Raw genomic sequence first — 17,008 nt, 5'->3', positions numbered from 1 at the left:
AAAAAGCGCGTGAATGGGATCAAACACGCGGTCAAACACTGACCGTGCCATCGGCACGGCGGTACAGCGAATGCGATTGGATCAGGTCGGCCACCCCGGCGGGCAGGTCGGCGTCGCAGCGCTCGCCAGTGGCAAGCTGCTGGCGCAGGCGGGTGGACGACAGGTCGACGGACAGGGTCTGGTCGATCCACATATGGCCGGCGGGTGCGCATTGTATCAATGCTGTATCACCTCGGCGCACATCGAGCTCATGCTGCACAGGCACATGCAGGGCGTTCAGGTCGAAACCGGGGCGCGTGGCGACACACAGGTGCACATATTCGAACAGGTCTTGCCAGCCGTGCCAGGTGTCGAGGCCGACGAGCTGATCGGCGCCCATCAGCCAGGCCATGGAGGTATCCGGGCCGTAGACGCCGCGCAGTTCGCGCACGGTGTCGATGGTGTAGCTTGGGCCGTGGCGGTCGACTTCCATCGAGCTGACGTGCACTCGAGCGCGGCCTGAGCGCACGGCTTTCGCGGCCAGTTCGGTCATGGCAAAACGCAGCGGCGCGGGCGTGATATCGGCGGCTTTCTGCCACGATACACCGGTCGGGATCCACAGCAACTCATCAAGGTCGAGCCGAGCAATGCACAACTCGGCCAGGGCGATATGGCCGACGTGCGGCGGATCAAAGGTGCCGCCCAGCAAGCCGAGGCGGTAGGGGCGACCGAGATCGGGGCGAACGAACGTGGGAAGCGTCATACCCAGTCGCGCGCCGGCAGGAAATCGGTGTACAGCGCGGCTTCCGGTGACCCTGGTTCGGGCTGCCAGTCGTAGCGCCAGTTGGCCACGGGCGGCATCGACATCAGGATCGATTCCGCGCGGCCACCGCTTTGCAGGCCGAACAGCGTGCCACGGTCAAACACGAGATTGAATTCGACATAGCGGCCACGGCGGTAGGCCTGGAAGGCGCGCTCGCGTTCACCGTAGGGGGTGGCGTGGCGTTGCTCGGCGATGGGCTGCCAGGCGGGCAGGAATGCATCGCCCACGGAGCGCATCATCTCGAAGCTGCGCTCGAAGCCGAGTTCGGCAAAATCGTCGAAGAAGATGCCGCCGATGCCTCGCGCTTCCTTGCGGTGCTTCAGGTAGAAGTAGTCGTCGCACCACTGCTTGAAGCGCGGGTACAGCTCGTCGCCGTAGGGGGCCAGGGCGCCCTGGCAGGTGCGGTGGAAGTGCGAGGCGTCTTCAGCGAAGCCGTAATAGGGCGTCAGGTCCATGCCGCCACCGAACCACCAGACGGGGTCGGCATCGGGCCGCTTGGCGACGAAGCAGCGCACGTTCATGTGCACCGTCGGCACGTAAGGGTTGCGCGGGTGGAAGACCAGCGACACGCCCATCGCCTCGAAGCCGCGTCCGGCTAGTTCTGGCCGGTTGGCGGTGGCCGACGGGGGCAGAGTGTCGCCCATCACGTGCGAGAAGCCGACGCCGCCGCGCTCAAGCAGCGCGCCACCTTCCAGGATGCGGGTGCGGCCACTGCCGCGCAGGCGTTCGGTGGGCGGCTTTTCCCACGCATCGGTGGCAAAGGTGCCACCGTCGAGCGCGCCGACGGCGGTGGTGATGCGGTCCTGCAGGTCCAGCAGGTAGGCGCGGACGGCTTGGGTATCCATCAGATTCGGGCGGGGCCGCGTGTGCGGCCGATTCATGCGGTTGTCACCATTGTAGCGGGCAGGCCGCCAGGGGCTTGGTGGGGATCACCCTGGGTGACGGATGCCGCGCTTGGCCCTCTGGGGCATCAGCGCGGCGGGGAATCGCTCAATGGCGGATGGCGCGGTGGCCAATGTCCTTGCGGTACTGGGCGCCGTCAAACTGGATCTGTTCGATCGCGTTGTACGCGGCGCGCTGAGCGGCCTTGACGGTATCGGCCAGGCCGACCACGCACAGCACACGGCCGCCGCTGGTGGTCAGCACGCCATCTTTTAGCGTCGTGCCGGCGTGGAAGGTGACGCTGTCTTCCGTCTCCTTCGGGATGCCGGTGATGACGTCGCCCTTGCGTGGGGTGTCTGGATAGTTGTGGGCTGCCATCACCACGCCCAGCGCGGTGCGGCGGTCCCAGTCCAGTTCCATGCCGTCGAGCTTGCCGTCGATCGCGCGGTCGAGCACGTCGTACAGGTCGGTCTTCATGCGCGCCATGATGGGCTGCGTTTCCGGGTCGCCCATGCGGCAGTTGAATTCGAGCGTTTTGAGGTTGCCGTCGGCGTCGATCATCAGGCCGGCGTACAGGAAGCCGGTGTACGGGATGCCGTCCTTCTCCATGCCGCGGATGGTCGGCATGATGATCTCGCGCAGTGCGCGGGCGTGCAGCGTGGGCGTGACCACCGGCGCGGGCGAGTACGCGCCCATGCCGCCCGTGTTGGGGCCGGCGTCGCCGTCGAGCAGGCGCTTGTGGTCTTGGCTGGTGGCCAGCGCCACGACGTTCTTGCCATCGCACACGACGATGAAGCTGGCTTCTTCGCCGGCCAGGAATTCTTCAATGACGACGCGCGCACCGGCGTCGCCCAGGCGGTTGTCGGCCAGCATCATATCGACGGCGCTGTGTGCTTCCTCGGCCGTCATCGCCACGACCACGCCCTTACCAGCGGCCAGGCCATCGGCCTTGATGACGATCGGGGCGCCTTCCTGGTCAATGTAGGCATGTGCCTGTGCCGCGTCGCTGAAGGTCTGGTACTTAGCGGTTGGAATGCCGTGGCGATGCATGAACGCCTTGGCGAAATCCTTTGACGATTCGAGCTGCGCCGCAGCCTTGGTCGGCCCGAAGATGCGCAGGCCCTTGGCGCGGAACAGGTCGACGATGCCTGCAGCCAGCGGTGCTTCCGGGCCCACCACCGTGAAGTGGATGCCTTCGCGCTCGGCAAAGGCGGCCAGTACTTCCGGATCCGTGATCGGCAGGTTCTGCAGGCGCTTGTCGAGCGCCGTGCCGCCATTGCCCGGCGCCACGTAGACCACCTGCACCTTGGGCGAGCGTGCCAGCTTCCATGCCAGGGCGTGCTCTCGACCGCCCGAACCGACCACCATCACTTTCATGCTGTACCTGCCTAGAAATTCAAAATCCGATTCGAAATCTGGAAAATAAAAACGGCGATCGTGAGGTCGATCGCCGTTATGCGCGCCCCGGGGCTTACTCCCCAATGACCGCGTTGGTGAAGACTTCCTGCACGTCGTCCAGGTTTTCCAGGACGTCGAGCAGCTTCTGCATCTTGACCGCATCCTCGCCGGTGAACACGACTTCGGTCTGCGGCTTCATGATGACTTCGGCCAGTTCGGCCTTGAAGCCGGCGGCTTCCAGCGCGGTCTTGACCTTGGAGAAATCGTGCGGCGGGCAGATGACTTCGAGCGCGCCGTCTTCATGGGTGACGACGTCGTCGGCACCGGCTTCGAGCGCGGCGTCCATCAGCTTGTCCTCAGGCGTGCCCGGGGCAAAGATGAACTGGCCGATGTGGTCGAACAGGAACGCCACCGAGCCCGATGTGCCCATGTTGCCGCCGTACTTGTCGAACCCGTGGCGGACTTCGGCCACGGTGCGCGTGCGGTTGTCGGTCAGGCAGTCAACGATGATGGCGGCGCCGTTGATGCCGTAGCCTTCGTAGCGGATTTCTTCGTAGTTCGCGCCTTCCAGGCCACCCACGCCGCGCTGGATGGCGCGCTGGATGTTGTCCTTGGGCATGTTGGCGTCGGTGGCCTTGTCCATGGCCAGGCGCAGGCGGGGGTTCGAATCCGCATCACCGCCGCCCAGGCGGGCCGCCACGGTGATTTCCTTGATCAGGCGCGTCCAAATCTTGCCGCGCTTGGCGTCGGCAGCGGCTTTCTTATGCTTGATATTGGCCCATTTGGAATGACCGGCCATGAAACTCTCCGAGCGGATACGGTGGAAAATCGTGCGATGCGTGGCGCCCAGATGGCGGTCTGACGCCACCTGCACGCTCTATAATCGGTCGCAGATTTTAGCATGCTGCACACGTCCATCGCCCTGTCCATCCGGTCGACTTCTGAGTGTGCTATCCCCCGAATGATCCTCGCCCAAACGCCATGACCGATCCCATCCTGATTGCCAAGAACGCCAAGACCGAGCTGGTGCTGCTGCCTCAGCTCGCCAACCGGCATGGCCTGATCACCGGTGCCACCGGCACCGGCAAGACCGTCACGCTGCAGACGATCGCGCAGGGCCTGTCGAAGATCGGCGTGCCGGTCTTTCTGGCGGACGTCAAAGGTGACCTTACCGGCATCTCGCAGCCCGGCCAGTCTAACGACAAGCTCAAGGCCCGCCTGCAGGAGCGCGGCCTGGAAGAACCGCAATGGGCCGGCTGCCCCGTCACGCTGTGGGATGTCTATGGCGAAAAGGGCCACCCGGTGCGCGCCACCGTGTCAGACATGGGCCCGCTGATGCTGTCTCGCATGCTGGAGCTGAACGACATCCAGACCGGCGTGCTCAACCTTGTCTTCCGGATTGCGGATGACTCCGGCCTTGCGCTGCTCGATATGAAAGACCTGCGCGCGATGCTGCAGCATGTGGGCGAGCATTCGTCGGAGTACACGAACAAGTACGGCAACATCTCGTCGGCCAGTATCGGGGCTATCCAACGCAACCTGATTGCACTGGAAGAGCAGGGCGCTGACAAGTTCTTCGGTGAGCCGATGCTCGACATCAACGACCTGATGCAGACCGTGCGCGGGCAGGGCGTGATCAACATCCTGGCGGCCGACAAGCTGCTCAACGCGCCCAAGCTGTACGCGACGTTCCTGCTGTGGATGCTCTCGGAGCTGTTCGAGCACCTGCCGGAAGTGGGCGATCTGGACAAGCCCAAGCTGGCGTTCTTCTTTGACGAGGCGCACCTGCTGTTCAACGACGCGCCGCCGTCGCTGCTCCAGAAGGTGGAGCAGGTGGTGCGGTTGATCCGCTCCAAGGGCGTGGGCGTGTATTTCGTGACACAGAATCCGTCCGACGTGCCCGACACCGTGCTCGGTCAGCTCGGCAACCGTGTGCAGCACGCATTGCGCGCCTTCACGCCGCGCGACCAGAAGGCCGTGAAGGCGGCCGCTACCACCATGCGCGCGAACCCGGAGTTCAGCATTGAACAGGCGATCGGCGAACTGGCCGTGGGCGAAGCGCTGATCTCCATGCTGGATGAGGGTGGCCGCCCGGAAATTACGGAGCGTGCGTTTGTCGTGCCGCCGGCATCGCGCATTGGGCCGATCTCGGATGAGGAGCGTCGTGCGCTGCTCGCCAACTCGTTGGTGGCAGGTCGCTATGACACGGCAATCGATCGTGAATCGGCCTACGAAATCCTGACCGGGCGCGTGGCGACGGGTGGGGCCGCACCTGCATCGCCATCCGGGTCCATTGGCACGGATTTCGGTGCATCGTCGGGTTCGGCGCCCACCTCTGTTCCCGCACCGGCACCCGCGCAGCAGGAAGGCGGTGGCTGGCTGGGTGAGATTGGCTCGATCCTGACCAAGGGCACGGGCCGCACGGGGCGTGGCGATTCGATCGTCGAGACGCTGGCCAAGTCGACCATGCGCACGATCGGTTCGACGGTTGGGCGCGAGATCGTACGCGGGGTGCTGGGTAGCATCCTGGGCGGGTCGAAGAAGCGCTAATCGCACCAATCGCTTCTGACTTTGATCAGGCAACCGACAGCGCGGGGGATGCGACCGCCTCTGCGCTTGACCGCACGCAATACCTGGCTCGCCAGTCTCCCTAGACTGCATTGGGCCGAGGCATCATCCGGTGCCGCGGCCCTCAATCCGGGAGATCTGGCTTATGACCGCACTCAAAATCTTGTTCACGACCGATACCGGCCTGGCGAGCCTCGCCGTCATCGGCTTTCTCATCGGCATGGGCGCATTCTTCTCGCGCCTCTTCGTTCGCAAGATGCGTGAAGAAGAACGCGCCGCCAAGCAGCGCCAAGCCTGATCCGCGTCACCACCGGCTACCCACCCTTCGCAGCGGCCGCGCGCACCAAAGCAAACAGCCGGCAAGGCCGGCTGTTTTTGTTTGCATAGAACGCCGCACGATCAGTTCTTCGTGCCGAACAGGCGGTCGCCCGCATCGCCCAGCCCGGGGATGATGTAGGCGTTTTCATCCAGGTGCGAATCGAGCGAGGCCACGAACAGCTTCACGCCCGGATGCGCTTTCTGGAACACCTCCACACCTTCCGGAGCGGCCACGAGCGCCAGGAAGAGGATGTTCTCGTCCGGCACGCCGCGCTTCTTCATCACGTCGATGGCGTGTACGGCCGAGTAGCCGGTGGCGACCATCGGATCGCACAGGATGAAGGTGCGGTCTTCCAGATCCGGCAGGCGCACGAGGTATTCCACCGGGCGATGGTGTTCGTCGCGGTAGACGCCGATATGGCCGATACGCGCCGAAGGGATCAGTTCCACCAGCCCGTCGCTCATGCCCACGCCCGCGCGCAGCACCGGCACCACAGCTAGCTTGCGGCCGGCGATGACGGGGGCTTCCATCGGGCCCATCGGCGTGTCGATGTGGCGGTTGGTTAGCGGCAGGTTGCGCGTGATCTCGTAGCCCATCAGCAGTGTGATCTCACGCAGCAGCTCGCGGAACGTGCGCGTGGACGTGTCCTTGTCGCGCATGTGCGTGAGCTTGTGCTGGATCAGCGGGTGATTGAGGATGAACAGATTGGGGAAGCGCGGATCTTGTTTCATGGCGAGAAGAATGCAGTAGTGGGGCGCATTGTACGGCGCGCCCCATGTGGATGATCGAACGGCTTATCGGCGACCGCGCATCAGAATGATGTAAACCACGGCCGAGATCGCCAGCCCCACGAACCACGCATACGTGTACAGCGCCTCGAACACGCCCGGCACGCTGGTCACAAAACCGGCCTGCTTGAAGAAGCCCGGCAGGTTCGGCAGCACGCCGATGATGAGCGCAGCGATGGCGCGGCCGTTCCAGCCGTTGCCGTAGCCGTAGGGGCCGTCCACGCGGAACAGCTCGCCGGTCTTGAGCACGGTGCGGCGCACCAGGAAGTAGTCGACCATCATGATGCCGGCCACCGGGCCCAGCAGCGCGCCGTAACCGACCAGCCACGTGAAGATGTAGCCCTTGGTGGTCTCGAGAATCTTCCACGGCATCATCGCCAGGCCAATGCCCGCGGTGATGTAGCCGCCGATGCGGAACGAAATGCGGTGCGGTGCCAGGTTCGAAAAGTCATACGCTGGCGACACCACGTTGGCGGCGATGTTCGTCATCAGCGTGGCGGTGATCAGTGCCAGCAGCGCGACGATGACCGACGGCCCTGTCATCTTGCCGGCCAGCGTGACCGGGTCCCAGATCGCCTGGCCGTAGATGACCACGGTGGACGACGTAACGAGCACCGCCACCAGCGCCAGCAGCCCCATCGGCAGCGGCAGGCCGATGGCCTGGCCGACAAGCTGATCTCGTTGGCTGCGCGCGAAGCGGGTGAAGTCGGGAATGTTCAGCGCCAGCGTGGCCCAGTAGCCGACCATGGCGGTGAGCGACGGCCAGAAGAAGCCCCAGAATTCGCCGGCGCGCTTGCCGCCTGCCGCAAACGCCGACGGCGCCGACAGCATCGGGCCGAAGCCGCCCGCATTGACGTACGCCCACCAGACCAGTCCCAGCGCGGCCAGGATCAGCAGCGGTGTGGCCAGCGCCTGGAAGCGCTTGATCGATTCCAGCCCCTTGGTAATCAGCCAGATATGCAGACCCCAGAACAGCAGGAAGCAGAACCCCTGGCCCGGGTTGATGCCCAGGCCGGGGATGTTGCTGCCCACCAGCATGTTGTCGGTAACGACGTTCAGGATCGTGTAGATCGCCTGGCTGCCGAGCCACGTCTGGATGCCGAACCAGCCGCACGCCACGATAGCCCGCAGGATGGCCGGCAGTTGCGCACCGCGCACGCCAAACGACGCCCGCACCAGCACGGGGAAGGGGATGCCGTACTTGGTGCCCGCATGGCCCACCAGCACCATTGGCACCAGCACGATCAGGTTGCCCAGGAACACCGTCAGCACGGCCTGCCACCAGTTCATGCCCTCGCTCATCAGGCCCGAGGCCAGCATGTAGGCCGGCACCGAGACCACCATCGATACCCACAGCGCGGCGTAGTTGGTCGCGGTCCAGGTACGGGCAGCCTGCGGGGTGGGGTTGAGGTCTTCGTTCCAGAGGGTCGGGTCGGGTGCCGTTACTGCATCGGCGCCCGCGGAGAAGGCGGGGGAGGTGGTTTGGCTCATGGTGATGTGGAATCCGTTGTCGTTTTAGATATTCGGAATGCAGGCGCGATTGTACGGCGGTCGGGGGCGTTCCCAAGCGAAAGCCGTGCCACCTGCAGCGCACTCCGCGCCGGAACGATTTGTTGAATTCACATACAATCGACGCCGCTCTCCCACTCGACAATGCGCGCCCCGCGCCCGCTTGCGCTCCGCCGTGACCACCGCGTCTTCTGCGTCTTCCACCCCCACGCGAACCACCGACACCGGCGGCCTGCTGCTTGCCTCGGTGGGCGCCGTCCTGTTCTCTGCCAAGGCCATCGTCGCCAAGCTGATGTACCGCTATCAGGTGGATGCGGTCATGGTCATCACCCTGCGCATGCTACTGGCTGCACCGCTGTTTATGGCGATGGGATGGTGGCAGTCGCGCCGTGCGGAACCACTGGCCCCGGCAGATCGTTGGCGCATCGTTGGCCTTGGCATCATCGGCTACTACCTCTCCAGCTTTCTCGATTTCCTGGGGCTGCAATACATCACCGCGGGGCTGGAGCGGCTGATTCTGTTTCTGACACCGTCGTTCGTGCTGCTGATGACCTCGACGGTATTCAAGCGGCGCATCACTGGCTTGCAATGGGTATCTCTGGCGCTGGCGTACGCCGGCATCGTGCTGGTGTTCGCGCACGATCTGAATCTGGGCGGCAACAACGTGTGGCTGGGCGGCGGGTTGGTACTCGCCAGCGCCATCAGCTACGGTATCTATCTGCTGGCCAGCGGCGAGCTGGTCAAGCGTGTGGGGTCGATGCGGCTGGTGGCGTATGCCATGTGCGTGTCAACGGTGGCCTGCATCATCCAGTTTCTGGTGTTGCGGCCGGTGTCTGCATTGGTGTTGCCGTGGCAGGTATATGGGCTGTCGGCCATCAACTCGGTGTTCTGCACAGTGGCGCCGGTCACGCTCACGATGATGGCGGTGGCGCGTGTGGGCGCACCAGTGGCATCGCAGGCGGGCATGATCGGGCCGGTGTCGACACTGCTGCTGGGCTGGTGGCTGCTGGGCGAGCCGATCACGGTATGGCAGATCGCCGGCAGCGCGCTGGTGCTGGCCGGCATGGCGCTGCTGTCGCGTGGTGCGAGTCGACTCAGCAGCCAATCCAAATAACGATCACAAGGAGTCAGACAGGATGGACCTGGGGCTGAAGGGCAAGCGCGCACTGGTGTGCGGTGCGAGCAAAGGATTGGGCTTCGCCTGCGCGGATGCGCTGGCGGCAGAGGGCGTGGATGTCGTGATCGTCGCCCGTGGCGCGGAAGCACTGCTGGCAGCCGCCGAGCGTATCCGCAGCGCACATGGTGTCCGCGTGGAAGCGGTTGCCACGGATATCACCACCCCGGAAGGCCGGGCCGAAGCGCTGCTGGCCTGCGAGCGCCTGGGCGGCTCGCCAGACATCCTCGTCAACAACGCGGGCGGCCCGCCGCCGGGCAACTTCCGTGACTGGGATCGCGATGCGTGGAATGCCGCGCTCAACGCCAACATGCTCACGCCCATCGACCTCATCAAGGCGACCGTCGACAAGATGATCGAACGCCGCTGGGGCCGCATCATCAACATCACTAGCGGTGCCGTGAAAGCCCCGATTGATGTGCTCGGGCTGTCCAACGGCGCTCGTTCGGGTCTGACAGGCTTCGTGGCGGGTCTTGCGCGCGAAGTGGCGAAGCACGGTGTAACGGTTAACAACCTGCTGCCTGGCCAGTTCGAGACCGACCGCCTGACCAAGACGCTGGAGGCTGGCGCCAAAGCGTCCGGCATCAGCGCAGAAGAGAATTTTGAGCGCAAGCGTCAAGGCAATCCGACGCGCCGCTTTGGCGAGCCAGCTGAGTTCGGTGCGGTGTGCGCCTTCCTCTGCAGCCAGCACGCTGGTTACCTGAACGCGCAGAACATCCTGCTGGATGGCGGCGCCTTCCCAGGCACTTTCTAAGCCCAGAACTATGACCACTATCACGCCCGAAGGCACAGTGAAAAAGCGCCGCATCGCCCTGATCGCGCACGACCACAAGAAGGACGACATGATCGCCTTTGCGCAGACGCATCAGGCCTACCTGGTGCAATGTGATCTGCTGGCAACTGGCACCACCGGCGGCCGGCTGGAGGCGGAAGTCGGCCTGTCCGTGCAGCGCATGCTGTCCGGCCCGTGGGGCGGTGACCTGCAGATTGGCGCGCAGCTTGCCGAAGGCCGCGTCGATGCCGTCATCTTCCTGCGTGATCCGATGACGCCCCAGCCGCACGAACCCGACATCAACGCGCTGGTCCGCGCCTGCGACGTTCACAACATTCCCTGCGCCACCAACTTGGCGACCGCCGATCTGGTGATGACCGCCTTGCAACTGGTGCAGCCCGACCCGAAGGAGATCCACGCATGACGAAAGCCATCCGCATTTTCGAAACCGGCGGCCCGGAAGTGATGCAGTACGTCGATGTCGACGTGCCCCGGCCAGGCCCCGGCGAGGCCACTATCAAGCAGCACGCCATCGGCCTGAACTACATCGACGTGTATTTCCGCACGGGGCTATATCCGCAGCCGCTGCCGGGCGGCATTGGCATGGAAGCTTCGGGCGTGGTGGAGGCGGTGGGAGAGGGCGTTACCCACGTCAAACCGGGCGACCGTGTGGCCTATGCGGGCCGCCCAACCGGTGCCTACGCAGCTATGCGTACGATGCCGGCCGACATCCTGGTGCGTCTGCCGGACACCATCGACTTTGAAACCGGTGCAGCAATGATGCTGCAGGGCATGACCGCGCAATACCTGATTCGCGACAGCTACCGCGTGCAGCCGGGCGATACGGTGCTGTTTCACGCAGCGGCAGGCGGTGTTGGCCTGATCGCTTGCCAGTGGCTCAAGGCGCTCGGCGCCACGGTGATCGGCACGGTCGGCAGCGATGCCAAGGCAGAACTTGCCCGCGCGCACGGCTGCGACCACACCATCGTCTACACGCGCGAGAACTTCACCGAGCGCGTGCGTGAGATCACGGGCGGCAAGGGCGTGCCGGTGGTCTATGACGGCATCGGCAAGGACACGTTTACGGGTTCGCTGGATAGCCTGTCACCGCGCGGCATGATGGTCAGCTACGGCAATGCATCGGGGCCGGTGCCGCCGTTCGACATCAGCGTGCTGAGTGCCAAGGGCTCGCTCAAGCTCACGCGCCCGACGCTGATGACCTACACGGCGCGGCGCGATCTGCTGGAGCCGATGGCGGCCGACCTGTTTGACGTGGTGAGCAGTGGCAAGGTGAAGATCGAGATCCACCAGCGCTACGAACTGCTGGACGCGGCGCAGGCGCACCGCGATCTGGAGGAGCGCAAGACGACCGGCTCGACGATCCTGTTGCCGTAATCGAGGAAGTTACCGCCCGCTCGGCTTTATGCGCCGGGCGGCGGCAAAGCGCGCGTCTTCGCGCACGCGTTCAGGCAAGGCGCGCAGCAGCATATGCAGCGCAAACGGCACCAGCACGATGTCGTCCACCCAGCCGATCACCGGGATGAAATCCGGAATCAAGTCGATCGGCGAGACCACGTAACCCACCAGCAGTAGCGCGGCCGGTGCGAGCCACCACGGCGCGCCCGGATGGCGCAGCGCAAACCACAGCAGGCGCAGGTCATTGCGCACTACGTTCCATAGGCGAAAGAGTCGTCCGAACATGGTTGGCTCCTGATGAAAAGCCGGCGTCACATGAGCTGGATCGACCGGCGGACCATCGTACCAGCTTGGGGAAGCGGCCCGGTTTTCAAGATTTGAGCACCCATCGCCCATGAAAAAAGCCGGCCCTCTCGCGAGGTGCCGGCTTCTTGCTGCAGCGGGTGAACTTAGCCCGGAATCTTGCCTTCCACGCCTTCGACGTAGAACTTGACGCCGTGCAGGAAGCCGTCGTCGGCAACCTTGTCGGCGGGCAGGACTTCCTTGCCGGTGTTGTCCTTGAGCGGGCCCTTCCAGATCGGGGTCGACCCGTCGATGATGCCCTTCTTGCGGGTCTCGACAAGCGCCTTTACGTCTTCCGGCACCACGGCGTTATATGCGCCCAGGTCGATCGCGCCTTCCTTCAGGCCCCACCACACGGTCTCCGGCTTCCACTTGTTCTCCAGCACGTCGCCGATGGTCTTGACGTAGTACACGCCCCACTTGTTGATCGAGGCAGCCAGGTGAGCCTTCTCGCCAAACTTGGTCATGTCGCTGTCCCAGCCCAGTGCGTAGACGCCTTTCTCCTGCGCGGTCTGCACCACGGCGGCGGAGTCGGTGTTTTGCATCAGCACGTCAACGCCCTGGCCGATGAGGGTGGTTGCGGCTTCACGCTCCTTGCCCGGATCGAACCACTTGTTCACCCACACCACGCGGGTGGTGGCCTTCGGGTTGACGCTGCGTGCGCCCAGCGTGAACGAGTCGATGTTGCGGATCACCTCGGGGATGGGCACCGAACCCACCACACCCAGCTTGCCCGACTTGCTCATCTTGCCGGCAACCACGCCGGCCAGGTACGCGCCTTCATACGTGCGCACGTCGTATTGACCGAGGTTGTCGGCGGTCTTGTAGCCCGTGGCGTGCTCGAACTTCACGTCCGGGAATTCCTTGGCGACCTTGAGCATCGATTCCATGAAACCGAAGCTCGTGCCGAAGATGACCTTGTTGCCTTGCGTTGCCAGATCGCGGAAGACGCGTTCTGCATCCGCAGCGCTCTCGGGCACGTTTTCAACAAAGCTGGTCTTCACCTTGTCGCCGAACTTGGCTTCGACTTCCTTGCGGCCGTCGTCGTGGGCACGCGTCCAGCCTGCATCGCCCACCGGGCCGATGTAGACAAACGCCACCTTCAGTGGCTCGTTGGCCGGTGCCGGTGCGGCAGCAGCGGGGGCCGAGGATGCGGCCGGCGCAGCAGCGTTGCTGCCAGCGTTGTCGTTGGACTTGCCGCAACCCCAGAGGGTCAGGGCAGCGCCAGCGGCCAGGGCGGCCAGCGTGATCCTGCGCGTAACGTTCATCGATTTCTCCTGTTGTGTGGCTCGTTGACTGTGATGAAGCAAAGGTAAAGCGGATTGCAGAAAGCTTAGGCCGCAGTTTATGCAGCCCCTGGGCGGAACGGTTTGCCCAGCGACGCAGGCATGTTCAGGCGGATCCAGTCCGGGTTGCGCGAAATGATGGCCAGCACGGCGATGGTCGCGGCAAATGGCGCCATCGACAGAATCTGCGACGGCACCGACACGCCCATCCCCTGCAGGTAGAACTGCAGGATTGTCACGCCGCCGAACAGCAGCGCGCCAAACAGGATGCGCAGCGGGCGCCAGGTGGCGAAGGTGGTCAGCGCCAGGGCGATCCAGCCACGGCCTGCAACCATGTTCTCCACCCACATCGGCGTATAGACCAGCGAGAGGTACGCACCTGCCAGCCCGCAACACGCGCCGCCAAACAGCAGCGCGCCAAAGCGGATGGTGCGCACGGGGTAGCCCAGCGCATGGGCTGATTCCGGTGATTCACCGATCGCACGCAACGTCAGGCCCGCGCGCGTCTTGAACAGGAACCACGCAATCGCGCCGCACAGCAGCAGGCTGAAATAGACCATCCAGTGATGCGCGAACAGAGCCGGGCCCACGAACGGAAGCGACTCCAGCCCGGGGATGCCATGCGCCTGCGCCGGCAGCGACATGCCGACAAAGCGCTGGCCCATGAAGGCCGACAGCCCGGTACCGAAGATCGACAGTGCAAGACCAGTCGCCACTTGGTTCGTGACCAGCACCAGCGCGAGCCAGGCGAAAAGAGCAGCCATTACCATGCCGGCAATCGCACCGGCCGCAAAACCCAGCAGCGGAATCTGCGTCTGGTAGCCGACCATGAAGCCGGCCACGGCTGCCACGAGCATCATGCCTTCGGCGCCCAGGTTGAGCACGCCGGAGCGTTCGTTCATCAAGAGGCCCAGCGCGGCCAGCAGCAGCGGGGTGCCGGCGTTGATCGACGCGGCGATCAGGGGAGCAAGACTTTCCATGTTTCTGTTTCTCTCTCGGCCCGATCAGTGATGTGCGCGCCAGCGCAGACGGTAGTCGATGAGGGTGTCGCAGGCCAGCAGGAAGAACAGCAGCATGCCCTGAAATACCCCGGTAATGGCCGACGGCAGGCCCAGACGCGATTGCGCGAGTTCGCCACCGATGTAGAACAGCGACATCACGATCGCCCCCAGCACGGTGCCCAGCGGATTCAGGCGGCCGACAAAGGCCACCACGATGGCGGCAAAGCCGTAGCCTGGGGAAATAGACGGCAGCAGCTGCCCAATCGGCCCCGTCACCTCGAACGCGCCAGCGATGCCTGCCAGTCCACCGGAGATCAGCAGCGCGGTCCACAGCGCCTTGCGCGACGAGAAGCCCGCGTAGCGCGCCGCCTGCGGCGCCAGCCCCCCCACCTGCAGCCGATAGCCTGCAAAGCTGCGGAACACGAACAGCGTCATCGCCGCCGTCATCACCAGCATGAACAGGAAGCCGACATGCAGGCGCGTACCGGCCACCAGTGTGGGTAGCACGAACGCGCTGTCGAACACCATCGACTGCGGGAAGTTCATGCCGTTCGGGTCCTTGAGCGGCCCGTTGACCATGTACAGCAGCAGCAACTGCGCAATGTACGTGAGCATGAGCGAGACGAGGATCTCGTTGGCATGAAAGCGATCGCGCAACAGCGCAGTGATCGCCGCCCACAGCGCACCGCCCACCAAGCCCGCGATGACGGCGAGCACCAGTGCGAAGCCGCCCGGGATGGACGGTGTTGGCGTATCGAAGTAGATGATCGTGGCCGCCGCGAAGATGCCACCCAGGATGAGCTGCCCCTCCGCACCGATGTTCCACACGTTGGCGCGGTAGCACACCGATAACCCCAGCGCACACAGCACCAGCGGCACGGTCTTGAGCAGCACCTCGCCAATCGCACGCTTGTTGGCCAGCGGCTCGATCAGGAACACGCGCAGGCCGGCCACCGGGTCTTTGCCCAGCAGCGCGAACAGCAGCAGGCCGAACACCATCGTCAGCACCAGCGCGATCAGCGGCGAGACATAGGCCATCGTGCGCGACGGGATCGCGCGCAACTCCAGCGACACGGGCAGCGCCAGGCGGCTGCCATGCATGGCGTCAGCCATGGGCCACCTCCGTGTTTGCAGCTGCGGTCTTATCCCACATGCCGCTCATCCACAGGCCGATCTGTTCGCGGTCGGTGGCGTGCGTGGGGGTGGAGGGCGAGAGGCGCCCGTTGGCGATCACGTGCAGGCGATCGCACAGCGCAAAGAGTTCGTCGAGTTCTTCCGACACGATCAGGATGGCGCAGCCCCCGGCCTTGAGCGCGAGGATTTCGTTGTGGATCTGCGCAGCGGCGCCTACGTCCACGCCCCAGGTGGGTTGTGCGACGATCAGCACGCGCGGCGCGCATTCGATTTCACGGCCGACGATGAATTTCTGCAGGTTGCCGCCCGACAGGCTCTTGGCCAGCGCGTCCGGCCCGCCGGCCTTCACGCCGAAGCGTTGGATGATGCTGGTAGCCAGTTTGGTGGCGGCGGTCTTGTCGATCAGCCCGCCACGCACTTGCGGCGCGCGCTGGTGCGTGAGCAGCGTATTCGCCGCCAGCGACAGCGACGGCACCGCGCCGCGCCCCAGGCGCTCTTCCGGCACGAACGACAGCCCGCGCTTGCGGCGCGCACGTGGGTCCAGCTTGGCAACCGGTTCGTTGCCGATCGAAATGGTTTGGGCTGCTGCGCGCGTGTCTTCGCCAGACAGCGCAGCCAGCAATTCCTGCTGCCCGTTGCCCGACACGCCCGCAATGCCGACGATCTCGCCGCTGCGCAATTGCAGGGCGATGTCGCGCAGCTCCGTTGCAAAGGCGTGTGCCTTGGGCAGCGACAGGCCGGCCACCTCCATGCGCACTTCGCCTGGCGTGGTCTGTGGGCGCAGTTCGCGCGGAGGCTCGCCGCCGATCATCATGCGCGAGAGCGACGCGGCCGTTTCCTGGCGCGGATCGCACACACCCGTGACCTTGCCCATGCGCATGACCGTGGCGGTGTGGCACAGCGCCTGGATTTCGTCGAGCTTGTGGCTGATGTAGAGGATGCTGGTGCCTTCCGCCGCCAACTGGCGCAGCGTGACGAAGAGCTTTTCGACGGCTTGCGGCGTCAGCACCGAGGTCGGCTCGTCGAGGATCAGCAGGCGCGGCTTGGTCAGCAGCGCACGCACGATCTCCACGCGCTGGCGCTCGCCCACCGACAGTGTGTGCACATGGCGATGGGGCTCCAGCGGCAGGCCGTACTTGTCGCCGGTGGTGCGCACCTGTTCGGCCACGTCACGCAGGTCGGTGCCTGCGGGCAGGCCGAGCAGGATGTTCTCCGCCACGGTGAGCGTGTCGAACAGCGAGAAGTGCTGGAACACCATGGCGATGCCCAGTGCGCGCGCTTGGTGCGGGTTGGCGATGGTGACGGGCTGGCCGTCGAGCAGCATCTCGCCGGCGTCGGGCTGCACGGCGCCGAAGATGATCTTCATCAGCGTCGATTTGCCGGCCCCGTTTTCGCCCAGCACGGCGTGGATCTCGCCCGGCGCGACGGTCAGGCTTACGCCATCGTTGGCGACCACGCTCGGGTAGCGTTTGGTCATGCCTGTCAGCGACAGGCGCGGTGGGAGTGGTGTCACAACAGTTGGCTCGTGGTTTCCGTGCCGCTCACCGCGAGCGCAAGGCTGTCACGGAGGCGGTCTCTTATGGACGTTGACGACACTTCACAACAGGCGATGCCGAC

At 64.8% G+C, this 17,008-nt stretch carries 17 protein-coding genes; 6 read left to right on the top strand and 11 right to left on the bottom strand.

What is annotated here, in order from left to right:
* Positions 1-31: 31 nt before the first annotated feature.
* The 4 genes from R2N11_RS01005 to R2N11_RS00990 all read right to left on the bottom strand — a co-directional run bounded on the left by R2N11_RS01005 (position 32) and on the right by R2N11_RS00990 (position 3,881).
* Positions 32-742 (bottom strand): nicotinate-nucleotide adenylyltransferase, encoded by a 711-nt coding sequence (locus R2N11_RS01005; protein WP_316679819.1) that lies wholly within the window; start codon positions 740-742, stop codon positions 32-34.
* The gene (gene hemF, locus R2N11_RS01000; RefSeq protein ID WP_199027795.1) at positions 739-1,647 is read right to left on the bottom strand and encodes an oxygen-dependent coproporphyrinogen oxidase; all 909 of its coding nucleotides are present in this window, start codon (positions 1,645-1,647) and stop codon (positions 739-741) included. The genes R2N11_RS01005 and hemF overlap by 4 nt, the downstream gene beginning before the upstream one ends.
* Before the next feature lie 145 nt (positions 1,648-1,792).
* Positions 1,793-3,061, bottom strand: a complete 1,269-nt coding sequence (gene purD, locus R2N11_RS00995) for a phosphoribosylamine--glycine ligase (RefSeq protein WP_199027721.1) — start codon at positions 3,059-3,061, stop codon at positions 1,793-1,795.
* A 94-nt stretch (positions 3,062-3,155) separates the two neighbouring features.
* Entirely contained in the window at positions 3,156-3,881 is a 726-nt protein-coding gene (locus R2N11_RS00990) for a YebC/PmpR family DNA-binding transcriptional regulator (RefSeq protein ID WP_199027719.1), read from the bottom strand.
* 182 nt (positions 3,882-4,063) lie between these two features.
* Between R2N11_RS00990 and R2N11_RS00985 the strand changes: the two genes are divergently transcribed.
* A complete protein-coding gene (locus R2N11_RS00985; protein WP_316679815.1) occupies positions 4,064-5,632 on the top strand; it encodes a helicase HerA-like C-terminal domain-containing protein in 1,569 nt (522 codons plus the stop codon).
* 163 nt (positions 5,633-5,795) lie between these two features.
* Positions 5,796-5,948: a DUF3149 domain-containing protein gene (locus tag R2N11_RS00980; RefSeq protein WP_084209933.1), complete on the top strand. Its 153-nt coding sequence runs from the start codon at positions 5,796-5,798 to the stop codon at positions 5,946-5,948.
* A gap of 101 nt (positions 5,949-6,049) precedes the next feature.
* On the opposite strand, the gene upp is transcribed toward R2N11_RS00980, so the two are convergent.
* Both upp and R2N11_RS00970 read right to left on the bottom strand, forming a co-directional pair.
* Complete coding sequence (gene upp, locus R2N11_RS00975; protein ID WP_199032508.1) at positions 6,050-6,700, bottom strand: uracil phosphoribosyltransferase; 651 nt, start codon at positions 6,698-6,700, stop codon at positions 6,050-6,052.
* Positions 6,701-6,763: 63 nt separating this feature from the next.
* On the bottom strand, positions 6,764-8,248 hold the full coding sequence (locus tag R2N11_RS00970; RefSeq protein WP_199032507.1) for an NCS1 family nucleobase:cation symporter-1: 1,485 nt from the start codon (positions 8,246-8,248) through the stop codon (positions 6,764-6,766).
* Positions 8,249-8,441: 193 nt separating this feature from the next.
* Here R2N11_RS00970 and R2N11_RS00965 point away from each other — a divergent pair, with 193 nt between their 5' ends.
* Genes R2N11_RS00965 through R2N11_RS00950 form a run of 4 tightly spaced genes read left to right on the top strand, consistent with a single transcriptional unit; the run spans position 8,442 to position 11,607 of the window.
* Positions 8,442-9,380: a DMT family transporter gene (locus R2N11_RS00965; protein ID WP_199032506.1), complete on the top strand. Its 939-nt coding sequence runs from the start codon at positions 8,442-8,444 to the stop codon at positions 9,378-9,380.
* Positions 9,381-9,402: 22 nt separating this feature from the next.
* Positions 9,403-10,194 carry an SDR family oxidoreductase gene (locus tag R2N11_RS00960; protein WP_316679812.1) on the top strand — a complete coding sequence of 264 codons (792 nt, stop codon included), beginning with the start codon at positions 9,403-9,405 and terminating at the stop codon, positions 10,192-10,194.
* A 10-nt stretch (positions 10,195-10,204) separates the two neighbouring features.
* On the top strand, positions 10,205-10,636 hold the full coding sequence (locus R2N11_RS00955; protein WP_199032504.1) for a methylglyoxal synthase: 432 nt from the start codon (positions 10,205-10,207) through the stop codon (positions 10,634-10,636).
* Complete coding sequence (locus tag R2N11_RS00950; protein WP_199032503.1) at positions 10,633-11,607, top strand: quinone oxidoreductase family protein; 975 nt, start codon at positions 10,633-10,635, stop codon at positions 11,605-11,607. Before R2N11_RS00955 ends, R2N11_RS00950 begins: the two co-directional genes overlap by 4 nt.
* Before the next feature lie 9 nt (positions 11,608-11,616).
* On the opposite strand, the gene R2N11_RS00945 is transcribed toward R2N11_RS00950, so the two are convergent.
* The 5 genes from R2N11_RS00945 to R2N11_RS00925 form a co-directional block, all read right to left on the bottom strand.
* The gene (locus tag R2N11_RS00945; protein WP_316679810.1) at positions 11,617-11,913 is read right to left on the bottom strand and encodes a YkvA family protein; all 297 of its coding nucleotides are present in this window, start codon (positions 11,911-11,913) and stop codon (positions 11,617-11,619) included.
* Positions 11,914-12,077: 164 nt separating this feature from the next.
* Positions 12,078-13,238: a BMP family ABC transporter substrate-binding protein gene (locus tag R2N11_RS00940; protein ID WP_316679809.1), complete on the bottom strand. Its 1,161-nt coding sequence runs from the start codon at positions 13,236-13,238 to the stop codon at positions 12,078-12,080.
* A 77-nt stretch (positions 13,239-13,315) separates the two neighbouring features.
* Positions 13,316-14,236: an ABC transporter permease gene (locus tag R2N11_RS00935; RefSeq protein WP_199032500.1), complete on the bottom strand. Its 921-nt coding sequence runs from the start codon at positions 14,234-14,236 to the stop codon at positions 13,316-13,318.
* A gap of 24 nt (positions 14,237-14,260) precedes the next feature.
* Positions 14,261-15,370, bottom strand: coding sequence for an ABC transporter permease (locus R2N11_RS00930; RefSeq protein ID WP_199032499.1), 1,110 nt, complete (start codon positions 15,368-15,370; stop codon positions 14,261-14,263).
* Positions 15,363-16,868, bottom strand: a complete 1,506-nt coding sequence (locus R2N11_RS00925) for an ABC transporter ATP-binding protein (protein WP_316680022.1) — start codon at positions 16,866-16,868, stop codon at positions 15,363-15,365. Before R2N11_RS00925 ends, R2N11_RS00930 begins: the two co-directional genes overlap by 8 nt.
* Between the last annotated feature and the right edge of the window lie 140 nt (positions 16,869-17,008).

Source organism: Ralstonia flaminis (assembly GCF_958415495.1).
Taxonomy (GTDB): domain Bacteria; phylum Pseudomonadota; class Gammaproteobacteria; order Burkholderiales; family Burkholderiaceae; genus Ralstonia; species Ralstonia flaminis.
This window is presented reverse-complemented; position numbering and strand designations above follow the sequence as displayed.

Excerpts from the sequence above, each read along its gene's own strand:
- upp (WP_199032508.1), bottom strand. The coding sequence starts at position 6,700 with ATGAAACAAGATCCGCGCTTCCCCAATCTGTTCATCCTCAATCACCCG.
- R2N11_RS00950 (WP_199032503.1), top strand. The coding sequence starts at position 10,633 with ATGACGAAAGCCATCCGCATTTTCGAAACCGGCGGCCCGGAAGTGATG.
- R2N11_RS00970 (WP_199032507.1), bottom strand. The coding sequence starts at position 8,248 with ATGAGCCAAACCACCTCCCCCGCCTTCTCCGCGGGCGCCGATGCAGTA.
- R2N11_RS00980 (WP_084209933.1), top strand. The coding sequence starts at position 5,796 with ATGACCGCACTCAAAATCTTGTTCACGACCGATACCGGCCTGGCGAGC.
- R2N11_RS00985 (WP_316679815.1), top strand. The coding sequence starts at position 4,064 with ATGACCGATCCCATCCTGATTGCCAAGAACGCCAAGACCGAGCTGGTG.
- R2N11_RS00945 (WP_316679810.1), bottom strand. The coding sequence starts at position 11,913 with ATGTTCGGACGACTCTTTCGCCTATGGAACGTAGTGCGCAATGACCTG.
- R2N11_RS00935 (WP_199032500.1), bottom strand. The coding sequence starts at position 14,236 with ATGGAAAGTCTTGCTCCCCTGATCGCCGCGTCGATCAACGCCGGCACC.
- R2N11_RS00955 (WP_199032504.1), top strand. The coding sequence starts at position 10,205 with ATGACCACTATCACGCCCGAAGGCACAGTGAAAAAGCGCCGCATCGCC.
- purD (WP_199027721.1), bottom strand. The coding sequence starts at position 3,061 with ATGAAAGTGATGGTGGTCGGTTCGGGCGGTCGAGAGCACGCCCTGGCA.
- R2N11_RS00960 (WP_316679812.1), top strand. The coding sequence starts at position 9,403 with ATGGACCTGGGGCTGAAGGGCAAGCGCGCACTGGTGTGCGGTGCGAGC.
- R2N11_RS01005 (WP_316679819.1), bottom strand. The coding sequence starts at position 742 with ATGACGCTTCCCACGTTCGTTCGCCCCGATCTCGGTCGCCCCTACCGC.
- R2N11_RS00990 (WP_199027719.1), bottom strand. The coding sequence starts at position 3,881 with ATGGCCGGTCATTCCAAATGGGCCAATATCAAGCATAAGAAAGCCGCT.
- R2N11_RS00930 (WP_199032499.1), bottom strand. The coding sequence starts at position 15,370 with ATGGCTGACGCCATGCATGGCAGCCGCCTGGCGCTGCCCGTGTCGCTG.
- hemF (WP_199027795.1), bottom strand. The coding sequence starts at position 1,647 with ATGGATACCCAAGCCGTCCGCGCCTACCTGCTGGACCTGCAGGACCGC.
- R2N11_RS00925 (WP_316680022.1), bottom strand. The coding sequence starts at position 16,868 with ATGACCAAACGCTACCCGAGCGTGGTCGCCAACGATGGCGTAAGCCTG.
- R2N11_RS00940 (WP_316679809.1), bottom strand. The coding sequence starts at position 13,238 with ATGAACGTTACGCGCAGGATCACGCTGGCCGCCCTGGCCGCTGGCGCT.